The organism is Rhizobium sp. USDA 4016 (genome assembly GCF_056279705.1).
This window is the reverse complement of the sequence record NZ_JBWCCY010000004.1, coordinates 166,620-180,664: the sequence shown is the minus strand read 5'-3', so window position 1 is coordinate 180,664 and position 14,045 is coordinate 166,620. Positions and strand designations below refer to the sequence as shown.

The 14,045-nt window shown below is 60.1% G+C and carries 11 protein-coding genes; 3 read left to right on the top strand and 8 right to left on the bottom strand.

The window, feature by feature from the left end:
* Positions 1-22: 22 nt before the first annotated feature.
* The 7 genes from ACZ9DP_RS16135 to ACZ9DP_RS16105 all read right to left on the bottom strand — a co-directional run bounded on the left by ACZ9DP_RS16135 (position 23) and on the right by ACZ9DP_RS16105 (position 7,585).
* Positions 23-1,504 carry a mannitol dehydrogenase family protein gene (locus ACZ9DP_RS16135; protein ID WP_194728254.1) on the bottom strand — a complete coding sequence of 494 codons (1,482 nt, stop codon included), beginning with the start codon at positions 1,502-1,504 and terminating at the stop codon, positions 23-25.
* A 102-nt stretch (positions 1,505-1,606) separates the two neighbouring features.
* Positions 1,607-2,605, bottom strand: a complete 999-nt coding sequence (locus ACZ9DP_RS16130) for an ABC transporter ATP-binding protein (RefSeq protein ID WP_074069751.1) — start codon at positions 2,603-2,605, stop codon at positions 1,607-1,609.
* 18 nt (positions 2,606-2,623) lie between these two features.
* On the bottom strand, positions 2,624-3,454 hold the full coding sequence (locus ACZ9DP_RS16125; protein WP_476202887.1) for a carbohydrate ABC transporter permease: 831 nt from the start codon (positions 3,452-3,454) through the stop codon (positions 2,624-2,626).
* A gap of 1 nt (position 3,455) precedes the next feature.
* Complete coding sequence (locus tag ACZ9DP_RS16120; RefSeq protein ID WP_028739754.1) at positions 3,456-4,328, bottom strand: carbohydrate ABC transporter permease; 873 nt, start codon at positions 4,326-4,328, stop codon at positions 3,456-3,458.
* A 132-nt stretch (positions 4,329-4,460) separates the two neighbouring features.
* Positions 4,461-5,771: an ABC transporter substrate-binding protein gene (locus ACZ9DP_RS16115; protein ID WP_476202886.1), complete on the bottom strand. Its 1,311-nt coding sequence runs from the start codon at positions 5,769-5,771 to the stop codon at positions 4,461-4,463.
* A 142-nt stretch (positions 5,772-5,913) separates the two neighbouring features.
* Positions 5,914-6,867, bottom strand: a complete 954-nt coding sequence (locus ACZ9DP_RS16110; protein ID WP_476202885.1) for a sugar-binding transcriptional regulator — start codon at positions 6,865-6,867, stop codon at positions 5,914-5,916.
* 139 nt (positions 6,868-7,006) lie between these two features.
* Entirely contained in the window at positions 7,007-7,585 is a 579-nt protein-coding gene (locus ACZ9DP_RS16105) for an exopolysaccharide biosynthesis protein (RefSeq protein WP_239596821.1), read from the bottom strand.
* 264 nt (positions 7,586-7,849) lie between these two features.
* On the opposite strand from ACZ9DP_RS16105, the gene ACZ9DP_RS16100 reads away from it, so the two are divergent.
* From ACZ9DP_RS16100 to ACZ9DP_RS16090, 3 genes are read left to right on the top strand one after another with little or no spacing between them, the layout of a single operon-like run.
* Positions 7,850-8,509 (top strand): response regulator, encoded by a 660-nt coding sequence (locus tag ACZ9DP_RS16100; protein WP_074069754.1) that lies wholly within the window; start codon positions 7,850-7,852, stop codon positions 8,507-8,509.
* Complete coding sequence (locus tag ACZ9DP_RS16095) at positions 8,506-9,840, top strand: sensor histidine kinase (RefSeq protein WP_476202884.1); 1,335 nt, start codon at positions 8,506-8,508, stop codon at positions 9,838-9,840. Before ACZ9DP_RS16100 ends, ACZ9DP_RS16095 begins: the two co-directional genes overlap by 4 nt.
* A 59-nt stretch (positions 9,841-9,899) precedes the next feature.
* A complete protein-coding gene (locus tag ACZ9DP_RS16090) occupies positions 9,900-10,811 on the top strand; it encodes an ROK family protein (RefSeq protein WP_283069645.1) in 912 nt (303 codons plus the stop codon).
* 61 nt (positions 10,812-10,872) lie between these two features.
* On the opposite strand, the gene ACZ9DP_RS16085 is transcribed toward ACZ9DP_RS16090, so the two are convergent.
* A complete protein-coding gene (locus ACZ9DP_RS16085) occupies positions 10,873-14,019 on the bottom strand; it encodes an efflux RND transporter permease subunit (protein ID WP_476202883.1) in 3,147 nt (1,048 codons plus the stop codon).
* Positions 14,020-14,045: the final 26 nt, after the last annotated feature.

Genomic DNA, 14,045 nt, shown 5'->3' with positions numbered 1-14,045 from the left:
GAATTGCCGCCATGTTGATTTCCTACACTGCAAGCTTGCCCTCGAGATAGAGCTGCAAGGTCGCGCGGGTCCGCTTTTCCCACAGTGTTTTCAGGGCATGCGTAAAACGCTTGCAGAACAATTCGGATTGCGACACCTCGCCGAAAATGTCGTCGAAGACGAGGAACGCCGCCGGGTCGTCCTTTGCCTTCAGCGCGGCGGCATGGAGCCGATCGGCACTAGCATCGTTGAAAACGATCTCCTTGCCGCTGTCGGTCGTGCCCGCGAAGTAACGGCACCAGAGAGCCGAAACCAGCGAAAGGCCGACGACGTCCTTGCCCTGGCGCAGATTGTCGAGCGTGGATGGCAGGATAAATTTCGGCTGACGGTTCGAACCGTCCTGCGCCAGGCGCGGGATCGTGTCGGCGATCTTCGGGTTCAGAAGACGGCGTTCGATCAGCGCGAAATAATCCTTGAGCGAGGTATTCGGCACCGGCGGCACGATCGGGATGATCTCGTCGTTTTCGAGCTTGGCGAGGAAGGCGCGGATCAGAGGCTCTTCCATCGCGTCATGCACGAAATGGATGTCCATCAACGCCGCCGGATACGCGATCGCCGCATGGCCGCCATTGAGGATGCGTATCTTCATATGCTCGTAAGGCGTGACATCCGGCACGAAGGTGACGCCGACTTTATCGAGCGCTGGCCGTCCGGCAGTGAACTTGTCTTCCAGCACCCATTGCTTGAACTCTTCACAATAGACCGGCCAGTTGTCTTCAATACCGAAAGTATCCGTCAGCAAATCGATCTCGCGCTGGCCTGTTGCCGGCGTAATGCGATCGACCATGGCATTCGGGAAGGCGACATTCGCCTTGATCCACACGGCAAACGCCGGATCGGAAAGCTCCGCCATACCCAAGACGGCGTTTCTGGTGACGGCACCGTTATGCGGAATGTTGTCGCAGGACATAACGGTGAAGGGCACGGTGCCCTTCTCCTTGCGTGCCTTGAGACCGGCAACGATAAGGCCGAAAACGGTTTTCGGCTCGGACGGGTTTTTTCCGTCCGCAACAATCGCCGGATGCGATGGATTGAATTTGCCGGACGCGTCGATGAAGTATCCGCCCTCGGTGATCGTCAGCGAGACAATGCGGATTGCAGGATCGGAGAGCTTGGCAACGATGGCTCCGGAATCGCCGACCGGCAGGATGTCGACCATCGGCCCCGTGACACGCGCCGCCGTCTTGTTGTTGTCCTGCTCCACGACCGTCGTCAGGAAGTCCTGCGCGGCAAGCTTCTCGCGCATCGCGGCGTCGGAAGGCAGCATGCCTGCGCCGATGATGGCCCAGTCGTGATCCTGTCCTTGGTTGAAAAGGTCATCGAGGTAGATAGCCTGGTGGGCGCGGTGGAAATTGCCAACGCCGAAGTGCACGATGCCGGCCGTGAGCGACGCTCGGTCATAAGCCGGGATTTCGGCCGTTTTAGCCGCATCGGTAAGCGTTGCCAGCGATAATTTGCACGTCATGTTTCAGTCCTCTTGAGGTCTTGCGGAGCGGATCCGCCGCTCTGCTCTCAGCAAACCGGACGCCTTGACCGGCCTGCATTCTCACCCCGCCCGGCATTTGCCTCAGATGGCGAGACCGCCCTCGTTGAATTTATGGATGCGCGTCTTGTCCGGCGTCAGGTAGACGGTGTCCCCGGCCTTCGCCGGGAAATCGCCGCCACCGCGTGCAGTAATCGAGCCGATACCATCGACGTCGATATGCAGGAACGTGTCGGAGCCGAGATGCTCGGCGACGATGACCCTGCCCTTCCAGTCGCCGCTTTCGGTCGAAAGCAGCACATGCTCCGGACGCACGCCGATCGTATGCGCATTCAGCGCAGCCGCATTCTGACCGGTGATGAAATTCATCTTCGGTGAGCCGATGAAACCGGCAACGAAGAGATTGCGCGGGCTCTTGTAGAGCTCCAGCGGCGAGCCCACCTGCTCGATGTTGCCGCGGTTCAACACGACGATCTTGTCGGCCATTGTCATGGCTTCCACCTGGTCGTGGGTGACGTAAACCATCGTCGTCTTCAGTTGCTGGTGCAGTTCGCTGATTTCGATGCGCATGTTGACGCGAAGTGCGGCATCGAGGTTCGATAACGGCTCGTCGAAGAGGAAGGCCGATGGCTGGCGCACGATGGCGCGACCGATCGCGACACGCTGCCGCTGGCCGCCGGAAAGCTGGCGCGGCTTGCGCTCCAGATAATCCGTCAGGTTCAGGACGCGTGCGGCATCGCTTACCTTCCTGTCGATCTCGGTCTTGTCCATGCCGGCCATCTTCAATGGGAAGGCAATATTGTTGCGCACGCTCATATGCGGATAAAGCGCATAGGATTGGAACACCATCGCAAGCCCGCGCTCGGATGGCGCCTTTTCGGTCGCGTCCTTGCCGTCGATGACGATCTTGCCGCCGGAAACGTCCTCCAGCCCGGCGATCAGCCTGAGCAACGTGGACTTGCCGCAGCCCGACGGGCCGACGAAGACGACGAATTCGCCGTCCTGGATGTCGAGATCGATCGAAGGGATGACCTTGGCTTCGCCGAAGACCTTCGAAACGCTCTGAAGGGTAATGCTGCCCATGTTTCTCTCCCTGATGTCTTATTTCACCGCGCCGAAGGTCAGGCCGCGGACGAGTTGTTTTTGTGAGAACCAGCCGAGGATCAGGATCGGGGCGATTGCCATTGTCGATGCTGCCGAAAGCTTGGCGTAGAACAGACCTTCGGGGCTGGAGTAGGAGGCGATGAATGCCGTCAGCGGCGCGGCTCTCGAGGCGCTGAGGTTCAGCGTCCAGAAGGCTTCGTTCCAGGCCAGTATGATGTTGAGAAGCAGCGTCGAGGCAATGCCCGGTATCGCCATCGGCGTCAGCACGTAGATGATTTCCTTGGCAAGCGATGCACCGTCCATGCGCGCCGCCTCGAGAATTTCGCCAGGGATTTCCTTGAAGTAGGTGTAGAGCATCCAGACGATGATGGGCAAGTTGATCAGCGTCAGCACGATCACCAGCCCCGTCCGGCTGTCGAGCAGGCCGAAATTGCGGAACATCAGGTAGATCGGAATCAGCGCGCCGACCGGCGGCATCATCTTCGTCGACAGCATCCACATCAGCACGTCCTTGGTCCGCTTGGTCGGCGAGAATGCCATGGCCCAGGCGGCAGGGATCGCGATGATCAGGCCGATCAGCGTCGAGCCGAAGGAAATGATCACCGAATTCATGAAGTGGCCGAGATAGTTCGACCGACTCTGCACCTCCGCATAGCTTTCCGTCGTCCAGTGGAAGAACAGGAACTGCGGCGGCGAGGCAATTGCGTCGGCCTCCGACTTGAAGCTCGTAAGAAACGTCCACAGGATCGGGAAGAAGATCAGGATCGCCAGCGTCCAGGCGATCGCCGTCATGATCACCTTGCGTTGAGTTGTAACTTTTCTAGCCATCTCAAGCCTCCAGATTCTTGCCGACAAGGCGGACAAGGAAGATCGCGACGATGTTGGCGAGGATGACCGCAATGATCCCGCCCGCCGAAGCGCCGCCGATATCGAACTGAAGAAGCGCCTGCGCATAGACGAGGTAGGTCAGGTTCGTGCTCTGCGTGCCCGGGCCGCCGTTGGTGGTAACCAGGATTTCGGCAAAGACCGAGAGCAGGAAGATCGTCTGGATCAGGATCACCACCGTGATGGCGCGCGCCATATGCGGCAGAATGATATAGATGAATCTCGATATCGCGCCGGCGCCATCCATTTCGGCAGCTTCCTTCTGCTCCTCGTCCAGCGACTGCAGAGAGGTGAGCAGGATCAGCGTCGCAAACGGCAGCCACTGCCAGGCGACGATCAGAATGATCGAGAACAACGGTGCGTTTGCCAGCCAGTCATAGGGCTGCAGTCCGAGCGCCTTGGCAAGATGCGCAAAGAGCCCGTTGACCGGGTTCATGAACATGTTCTTCCAGACAAGCGCTGCCACCGTCGGCATGACGAAGAACGGCGCAATCACCAGGATGCGCACGATGCCCTGGCCATAGATGTCCTGGTCGAGCAGCAAGGCGAAGGCGATACCGCCGACCACGGTGATGATCAGCACGCCGAGCACCAAAAGCAGCGTATTGGTGAGTGCTGCGAAAAAGGCCGGATCGGACAGGAAGTAGCTGTAGTTCAGAAAGCCGACGAAGCTCTCCATTCCCGGGCTGAGAAGGTTGTAGTTCAACAGTGAGAAGTAGATCGTCATCGCAAGCGGGACGATCATCCACGCGAAGAGAAGCACGACGGACGGTGCGATCATCATTCGCGCTGCGGAGCGGGTGTGTAACGTTGCCATGGCGATGACCGATCCTGTTTCGAGGGGCGTCTGGCTGCAGGGCAGCTAAGAAAAAGGGGCCGCCGACGCTATTCGGGCATTCGGCGGCCCAGAGGGGTGGGAGGTCAACGATCCCACCGTCTCAGGAGGTTATTATTTGATGTAACCAGCCTTGGTCATTTCGCGGGTCGTCAGTTGCTGCGCGCTCTGCAGCGCCTGGTCGACCGAGACCTGGCCGGCGAGAGCCGCGGAGAACTGCTGGCCGACGGCCGTGCCGATGCCCTGGAATTCCGGGATCGCCACAAACTGGACGCCGACATAGGGAACCGGCTTTACGGTCGGCTTGGTCGGGTCAGCCGCATTGATGGAGTCGAGCGTCATCTTCGCGAAAGCCGCAGCCTTCTGGTATTCCGCGTTCTCATAGAGCGAGGTACGCGTGCCGGGAGGTGCGTTCAGCCAGCCTTCCTTCTCGGCGACGAGCTTGGTGTAGTCCTTGCTCGTTGCCCAGGCGACGAACTTCTCAGCTGCTTCGACCTTCTGCGAGCTCGCCGGGATGGCAAGGCTCCAGGCCCACAGCCAGTTGCCACGCTTGCCGAGACCCTTGTCCGGAGCCAGTGCGAAACCGACCTTGTCGGCAACCGTCGATTCCTTCGGGTTGCTGACGAAGGAGGCCGCCACGGTGGCGTCGATCCACATGCCGCACTTGCCGGTCTGGAAGAGCGCCAGGTTTTCGTTGAAGCCGTTGGACGAAGCGCCGGGAGGGCCGGCTTCCTTCATCAGGTCGACGTAGAAGGTGAGCGTGTCCTTCCACTCCGGCTGGTCGAACTGGGGTTTCCAGCTCTCATCGAACCAGCGGGCGCCGAAGGAGTTCGACATCGCCGTCAGGAAGGCCATGTTTTCGCCCCAGCCGGCTTTGCCGCGCAGGCAGATGCCGTAGATTTCCTTGTCCTTGTCGGTGATCTTCTTCGCAGCGTCGGCGATGAAGTCCCAGGTCGGCGCGTCGGGCATCTTCAAACCGGCGGCCTCGAAGAGGTCTTTCCGATACATGACCATCGAGCTTTCACCGTAAAACGGCGCCGCATAGAGCTTGCCGTCTACAGTCAGGCCGCTGCGAATGGCCGGCAGCAGGTCGTCGGCGTCATAGTCGGCGCCCAGGTTGTCGAGCGGCAGGAGCCAGCTCTGCTTTGCCCAGATCGGGACTTCATAAGTGCCGATCGTCAGAACGTCGTACTGGCCGCCCTTGGTCGCGATGTCAGTCGTGACCTTCTGGCGCAGAACGTTCTCTTCGAGGGTAACCCATTCAAGGTCGATGTCGGGATTCTTCGCCTTGAAGTCATCCGTCAGCTTCTGCATCCGGATCATGTCGCCGTTGTTGACGGTCGCGATCGTCAGCGTTTCAGCCGAAGCCATGCCCGCAAACGCCAATGCTGAGCAGGCGCCCAGCAGAATAGTTCTCAATGTCATATCTTCCTCCCAGAAGATGGGTATGAGCATTCGCTTTGCTCGTGAGCAATTACTCACTACAGTGCGTCGAATGTCAATTGGAATCGTTGCTGCAATAGCGAAATGACAAGCTATCCGATTGATTTTAAATATGATTTTTTGCTCAAGACGTGAGCAAAAAATCGGCAGTCTGTTCATCGGTGATCAGGCTATTGATTTGACGGCCAACAATTGCGGCCCTTATCGCCTTGAATTTGCGCTTGCCTTTGGCGACTCCAATGACTGTCGAGGTTTCGCGTGAAGGAATCGAGGCCGACGCGACGCGCTCGTTGATCGGATTATCGAGAAGCCTGCCCTCCTCGTCGAAAATCCAGCCGCAGATTTCGCCGACGGCCCCCTCGCGCATCAGCTCCATCATCTCGTCCTTCTCCAGGAAGCCGTCGACGCAGAGTGGGCCGTCGATGCCCAGTTCGCCAATACCGACGAAGGTCACATCGGCTTGGGCGCTGATCGCAAGCGTGTAGCGCACCAGTTGCTGGCCATGGAGCAATTCACGCTCCTCGGCCGAAGTGACGAGCACCGGCAGCGGCATCGGGAAGTGCCGCGCCTTCACTGCATCCGCCATGCTGAAGATGACATTGTAATAGGCGGCTGAACCGTCCGGCGTGATGTTGCCCGTCAGCGAAACGATGCGATGATTCGGACATTCGATCGTCGGCAGCTGATCGACGGCAGCCTTCAGCGTGCGGCCGGTACCAACGGCGAGCACGATCGGATCCGGCCGCTTGAGCCATCGCTCGATCTCAGCAGCCGCCGCTTCGGCAATGCCGACCGTCCTCGATGAAGACCCCGGATCGCTCGGCACGATCTCGACATGCTTGAGGTCGAATTTCTTGCGCAGCTGGTTGGCGAGCTCGAGGCAGGCAGCAATCGGATGATCGAGCCGCACTTTGATGAGTTTTTCGGCGACGGCCAGCGACACCAGGCGCTGTGCTGATTGCCGCGAGATACCCATCGCAGACGCAATCTCGTCCTGCGTGCGCCCAGCCACGTAATAAAGCCAGCCCGCACGCGCTGCGTCGTCCAGCCGTCCAGGTGTCTCGGTTCTTTTCGCCATCGAGGTCTACCGCGCGTAAAATGGGCCGGCTTTCTGCCGGACGAATATCTTTGAGTCTGTGCCGCGCCAGATCAGAACAAAATTGAGCAAAAGTCGAGTGCATTGAGAAAATGCAACGGCCGTATGGGCGAATATTCGCTCAGGCAAACCAGTTTGTGACGAAGAAGATCGCAGCCTTGATAAGGCCGTAGATCACGCCGCCAACGACAGTCAGTGATATACCGGCCATGACCATTCCAAACGCCGAAAAGAGACCATCCTTGCCCAATATGCCGAAGGAAAACAGGCAGATGGTAAAAGCCGGCAGGATGTTGCCGAGCGGGATCGGCAGCGTCAGGATGACCGCAAGCACCAGGCAGAGAAAGCCCACAAGGTATTCGGCAGGCGGCTCGACGAGGAAAGAAAGCCGCGGCTGCAGCATGCGCTCAGCAAAGGCGAGCCAACGGTGGATGCGCGAGACGATCGCTTCGAAATCCTCGCGCTTCATCGAGCGGCCGGCAATTACCTTCGGTAACCATGGCTTCAGCCCGAATGTCAGCTGCGCTGCAAGAAAGAGTAGCGGCGCGCCGAGGATTGCGGAGGTTCCCGGCGGCGTCGGCACCAGATTGGGAATGGCGAAGACCAGCATGAGCGCACCGGTCGCACGGTCGCCCATCACCTCGAAAAGATCGCCGATCGAAATGCGCTCACGGCTCCTGTCACCCGCAAGCTGCCTCAAGATGGCCGAAAGCCGTCGCCCCCTCGGGCGCGGACTCCTGATAAAACGCCTGCGTGATGTCTCCATTTCCTCGATTGTCATAGCATCCCGGCTCGTCGGCCTGCGACTGATACCATCCCAATGTGAATCTTCTCTGTCGAATGCGCCGCCATCATGGCCGCGCGGGTTCTGGATCACGGCCATTGCATGGCGATTTTTCGCCGGCACCCTTCGCTTGACCCTTAGCAAAAAGCAGCGCTACTGCTCTTGGCAAGGAGAGATTGCGTGCGCATTCTTTTGGTTGAAGACGACAAGATGATTGGGGAAGCGGTGCGCGATCACGTTGCAGCGGCCGGTCACGCGATCGACTGGATGTGTACGATCGGCGATGCTGAGGCCGCTGCAGGCTCCGTGGACTACGGTCTGATCCTGCTTGATCTGCAGCTTCCCGACGGCAGAGGGATCGATTTCCTGAAACGGTTGCGTGACGACGGTATGGCAATGCCGGTAATAATTCTCACTGCGCGCGACCAGATTTCCGATCGCATCGAAGGCCTGAACGCCGGCGCCGACGACTACCTCGTCAAGCCGTTCGATCTCGGAGAATTGCAGGCCCGCATCATGGCTGTCGCGCGCCGCTACGACGCCAATCCAAGGACTATCATCCGCATTGCCGATATCGAGATCGACCGGCCGCAGCACAGGCTTGCCATCGCTGGCGAGCCGGTCGTGCTGACCAGCCGCGAATGGGCCGTGCTCGATCTGCTCATCGCCCGTCCGGGCGCAATCGTGCCGAAGGACCGGATCGAGGAAGCCCTTTATGCCTTCGGCTCGGAGATCGAAAGCAATACGGTTGAGGTCTATGTCAGCCGGCTGCGCAAGAAGATCGGTCGCGACAGGATCAAGACCGCCCGCGGCATCGGCTACACGCTGGCGGAAGCATGAGACGCGAACCGAGCATCACGCGCCGGCTCATTCTGGCGCTCACAAGTGCTATGGTCATCTTCTGGCTCGCCGCGATCGGGCTCGGCATCCAGGTGATGCAGCACGAATTCGACGAGCTTTTCGACAGCGCCCAGCAGGAGACGGCCCAGCGCCTTTTGGCGCTGATCGTCGACGACCTGAACCAGCGCGCCGAAACAGACCCTTCCGGCGTCGCAATTTTGAATACGCCAGCCAGCCGCGAATATCTGACCTATCAACTACGCGACAAGTTCGGAAACGTCGTTCTTCGCTCCGATGACGCTTCGCCTGAACCTTTCGATGCGCCACTCGCCCGTGGTTTTCACAACAACGATCGCCAGCGCATCTATACCGAAGCGACCGCTGACGGCGCCCTGTTCATGCAGGTCGCCGATCGCCTCGGCAATCGTCGCGAAGCCGTGCGCGAAAGCGCCGTCACGCTGCTGCTTCCACTGATCGTGCTGATCCCGGCGAGTATCTTCGCCATCTGGCTCATCCTTGGCCGGGCGCTGAAGCCGATCGAAACGCTACGCCGGGACATCGCCACCAAGGACAGCGGCAATATGGCGGCCATTGAAGGCGACGAGCTGCCGAAAGAAATCAAGCCGATCGCTCGCTCGGTCAATCTTCTGCTCGCCCGTCTCCGGTCGGCGCTCGAAGCGGAACGCGAATTTACCGCTAACAGCGCTCACGAGCTCCGCACGCCGATTGCCGGCGCGCTGGCACAGACCCAGCGCTTGGCCGAAGAACTGTCGGCCGGTGCCGCCAGGACGCGGGCGCGGCAGGTCGAAAGCTCGCTCGTCGATCTCGGCCGCCTAGCCGAAAAACTGCTGCAGCTTTCACGCGCCGAAGCCGGCATCGGTGCCAGCGACAAAGCCGCCGACCTCAGCAAGGTGCTGGAGATGATCGTCAGCGACTACGAGCGCGACAGCCGCACCAAGGGGCGCGTCAACTATGTGCCCGACGCCGGAGCAAAGCTTGTCCGTTATGCAGACATGGATGCCTTCGGCATCGTCATGCGCAACCTCATCGAAAACGCGCTGCTTCATGGCGACCAGGATCGGCCCGCCAAGGTCAGCCTGGATAAGGCCGGGACCATCCGTGTCGTCAATGGCGGCCCTGCGATCCCGGAAGCCGATCTTGCTGGCCTCAAGAAACGCTTCCGGCGCGGCACGACCAGCGCATCCGGTTCCGGCCTGGGCCTTGCGATCGCCGACCGCATCGTCTCACAGATGGGCGGCACGCTGGAACTCCTCTCCCCGGCAAGCGACGAGACTTCCGGCTTCGAGGCGAAGGTGAACCTGCCGGCATAGGACTTGCAAATCCACCCGAAGGGTGCGAGCAGACGCGGAAACTTTCGAGGCAGACAAGCATGATCATCTCACTCGACATCGGCGGTTCGGCGATCAAAGGCGGTATCGCACGCTCGGAAACGGATATCGTTCCTATGGGTCGCCGTCCGACGCCCAAGGATGATTTTGCTGATTTCGCCGAGACGATCCGCAGCTTCATAGCAGAGACCAGCGAAACACCTTCGTGCCTTGCCTTCTCAATTGCCGGCGTCGTCGATCCGGACACGCAACGGCTGACATGCGCCAACATTCCGTGCATTCACAACCGCAGCCTTGCGGCTGATCTGGAGGCCGAACTTGGCTTTCCGGTCCTGATTGCCAACGACGCCGATTGCTTCACCATGGCCGAAGCTGAACTTGGCGCCGGGCGCGGCCACCGCATCGTCTTCGGCGCGATCCTCGGCACTGGCGTCGGCGGCGGGCTCGTTTCCGACGGCAGGCTCGTCAACGCCTCGGGCGGTTTTGCCGGCGAATGGGGTCACGGCCCGATCCTCGCCTGCGAAGCCGGCAATCCCCCCGTGAAAATCCCAGCCCTTCCCTGCGGCTGCGGCCAAAAGGGCTGCGTCGATACAGTCGGCGGCGCCCGCGGCCTCGAGCGGCTTCACAAGACGCTGCACGACCTCGACTTCCCCAGCGAGGAAATCATCGCGCAATGGCAACGGGGTGAGGAAAAGGCGACGAGCACGATCGACGTCTATACCGATCTCGTCGCCTCGCCCTTGGCACTCACCGTCAATATCACCGGCGCGACCATCGTCCCGGTCGGCGGCGGACTTTCCAATGTCGAGCCGCTGCTTGCCGAACTCGACAAGGCCGTAAGAGGCCGCACGCTGCGCAGGTTCGACCGGCCGCTGATCGTGCGCAGCGAATGCCGTTTAGAGCCGGGCCTCATCGGCGCGGCTCTTCTGGGCCTGAAAGCGGAAGCGGCTTGAGAGCATTTTTTCGAGTGGGTTGATTGGAAAATGAAAATGGCGGGGATTTCACCCGCCATTTTCACTCTGCTGCCAATGCCGGCGGATGATGGTCATCCGCCTCTTCCTGGTTGGCATTGGCATATTCGCTCTCCGTGTCCTTCGTCTTCGGCTCGCGGCCGAAGAAGAGGGCATAACCCGCTGGTAGCACGAGGATGGTCAGCACGGTCGCAACCAGAATGCCGCCCATCATCGCGTAGGCGAGCGGACCCCAGAAGACACCGCGGGAGATCGGGATAAGGGCGAGAACTGCCGTCAGCGCCGTCAGCATGATCGGCCGGAAACGGCGCACGGCCGCACCCACGATCGCCTCCTGCCGGGCCATGCCCGCCTTGATATCCTGGTCGATCTGATCGACGAGGATGATCGAGTTGCGGATGATGATGCCAAGCAGCGCAATCACGCCGAGGATCGCGACGAAGCCGAAGGGCGCGCCGCTGATCAGCAGTGCGGCAGAGGCACCGATGATGCCGAGCGGGCCGGTCGCGAGCACCAGCATCGCCTTGCCGAAATGCTGCAGCTGCGCCATCAGCAGCAGGACGATGACGACGAGCATGATCGGCGCCTTGGCGGCGATCGAAGCCTGACTTTCAGCCGCATCTTCCGCACCGCCCTGGATTTCGATCTTGTAGCCGGCAGGCAGGCTGTCACGCAGGCCCTGCATATCGGCATACATCTTCATCGCCACGTCGTTCGGCTGGATGCCATCTGGCAGCGTCCCGCGGACGGTGATCGTCGGCAGGCGGTCACGCCGCCATTCGACGCCTTGTTCCATGACGGGGACGACCTTGGCGACCTGCGAGACCGGAACAAAACCTCCGAAGTCGGTCGGGACATAGACCGAATTGACGGCCGACAGCAGCGAACGGCTGGAATCCGGCTCCCGGGCCACGATCGAGACCGTCTCTTCGCCGTCGCGGAAGTCGTCAAGCGACGTGCCGGACACGGCGGTCTGCAGCGTCTCGCGGACGCGCTGCGAAGTGACGCCGAGGGCGCGGGCACGGTCCTGGTCGATCACCAGCTTCATGGCCGGCACCGGCTCCAGCCAATCGTCGTGGACGGCGCCGAGCTGCGGATTTTCGGCAAACTTCGCCTTCACCTGATCGGCGATATGGCGGACCTCCTGGCGATCCGGTCCCATGACGCGCATTTGCACGGGCCAGCCCGTCGGCGGACCGAGGAAGAGACGGTCGACCTTGCCGCGGATCGACGGAAAATCGTCCGCAAGGATGCTACGCAGCTTGACGATCAGCCGCTCGCGAGCAGGTTCGTCATTTGCGATGATCAGGAGCTGCGCGAAGTTTGGATTGCGAAGCTGCTGGTCGAGCGGCAAGAAGAAGCGCGGTGCGCCCTCGCCGATATAGGTGGCGATGAACTTCTTGTCCTTGTCATCCATCATCTTGGCTTCGAGCATCTTTGCCTGCGTCTCGACTTCCCTGATGCTGGTGCCTTCCGGCAGCCAGAGATCGACGAGAATTTCCGGACGCGAGGATTGCGGGAAGAAGTTCTGCGGAATGAACTGGAACGCCCAGAGACTCGTCGCAAAGGTGAAGAGCGTGGCAGCCAGCACGATGATGCGATGGCGCACAGCCCATGCGACAGTGGTACGCAGGCGGCGGTAAAAGCGCGTGTCGAAGACATCATGATGCTCGCCGGCGTGCTTGCGCTGCTTGAGGATCATGTAACCCAGCCACGGCGTGAAATAGACCGCGACGAACCACGAGACGACGAGCGCGATGCCGACCACATAGAAGAGCGAGCGCACATATTCGCCGGCCGTCGATTCTGCAAAGCCGACGGGAATGAAGCCTGCCGTGGTGATCAGCGTACCGGTCAGCATCGGAAAGGCGGTCGAGGAATAGGCGAAGCTCGCCGCCTCGATCTTCACGAGGCCCTCTTCCAGTTTTCGTTCCATCATTTCGACGACGATCATCGCATCGTCGACCAAAAGTCCAAGCGCAATAATGAGCGCGCCGAGCGAGATGCGCTGCAGGTCGATGCCGAGTTCGTACATGATGGCGAAGGTCGCAGCCAGCACAAGCGGAATCGCTATCGCGATGACAAGGCCCGATCGCCAGCCGATCGATAGGAACGAGACGATCAGCACGATGATAAGCGCTTCGCCAAGCGCATGCATGAATTCGCTGATGGCGTCGGTCACGACATCCGGCTGATTGGATATCTGGTCGACGGAAACGCCGTAGGGAAGAGATTCATCGAAGCGCTGATAGGTCGCTTCGACATCCTTGCCGACATCAGTGACCTTGAAGCCTTTGGCCATGACCACGCCGACCTGCACGCTTTCGTGCCCGTTGAAACGGTATTTGCGTTGATAGGGGTCTTCGAGCCCGGAGGTAACGGTGGCAATATCACCGAGACGCGTCACCTGGTTGCCGGAACGCAGGCGTAGTTCGCGAATATCCTCGGCCTTCTTCACATCGCCTTCGACGGAAATACGCACCGAACGCAGCCCGGTATCGACAGAGCCGGCAGGATCGACTGTGTTCTGGCCTTTGATGGCATTTTGCAGGTCGAGGATCGTAAGCCCTCGTTCGGCAAGCGCCTTGGAGGAAACGTCGATGTAGATCTTTTCCGGCTGGTCACCGATGATGACGGCCTTCTCGACGCCCCGCGTCGAAAGCAGCATGTCGCGCGCCTGGATCGCGAATTTCTTCAGTTCCGGATAAGAGTAGCCGTCGCCGCTGATCGAATGAAGTGTGATGAAGGTATCGCCGAATTCGTCATTGAAATAGGGCCCGAGCAGGCCTTCCGGCAGCTCGTTCGAAATATCGCCGACCTTCTTGCGCACCTGATAGAAGGCATCCGCCACTTCCGCGGAGTTCGTGTCGCCCTTGACCTGCAGCGTAATGATCGCGCTGCCGGCACGGGTGTAAGAGCGAACGAAATCGAGGTGCGGCGTTTCCTGCAGCTTGCGCTCGATCTTGTTGACGACCTGATCCTCCATTTCCTGGATCGAGGCGCCCGGCCACATAGCTTGCACGACCATGACACGGAAGGTGAAATCCGGATCTTCCTTCTGCCCCATGCGCATCAGTCCGAGCGCACCGGTGATGATGATCAAACCGAAGAGGAAGCGTGCAATGCTGGGATGACCGATTGCCCAGCGCGACAGATTGAAAGAGCGTTTCTCGGTGGTCGAGTTGTCCATGACAGTATTCCCTCTCCTGGACAGCA

Bases quoted from the DNA above. Each gene is read 5' to 3' on its own strand.
- ACZ9DP_RS16110 (WP_476202885.1), bottom strand. From the start codon at position 6,867: ATGGCGAAAAGAACCGAGACACCTGGACGGCTGGACGACGCAGCGCGT.
- ACZ9DP_RS16130 (WP_074069751.1), bottom strand. From the start codon at position 2,605: ATGGGCAGCATTACCCTTCAGAGCGTTTCGAAGGTCTTCGGCGAAGCC.
- ACZ9DP_RS16095 (WP_476202884.1), top strand. From the start codon at position 8,506: ATGAGACGCGAACCGAGCATCACGCGCCGGCTCATTCTGGCGCTCACA.
- ACZ9DP_RS16120 (WP_028739754.1), bottom strand. From the start codon at position 4,328: ATGGCAACGTTACACACCCGCTCCGCAGCGCGAATGATGATCGCACCG.
- ACZ9DP_RS16090 (WP_283069645.1), top strand. From the start codon at position 9,900: ATGATCATCTCACTCGACATCGGCGGTTCGGCGATCAAAGGCGGTATC.
- ACZ9DP_RS16115 (WP_476202886.1), bottom strand. From the start codon at position 5,771: ATGACATTGAGAACTATTCTGCTGGGCGCCTGCTCAGCATTGGCGTTT.
- ACZ9DP_RS16125 (WP_476202887.1), bottom strand. From the start codon at position 3,454: ATGGCTAGAAAAGTTACAACTCAACGCAAGGTGATCATGACGGCGATC.
- ACZ9DP_RS16085 (WP_476202883.1), bottom strand. From the start codon at position 14,019: ATGGACAACTCGACCACCGAGAAACGCTCTTTCAATCTGTCGCGCTGG.
- ACZ9DP_RS16135 (WP_194728254.1), bottom strand. From the start codon at position 1,504: ATGACGTGCAAATTATCGCTGGCAACGCTTACCGATGCGGCTAAAACG.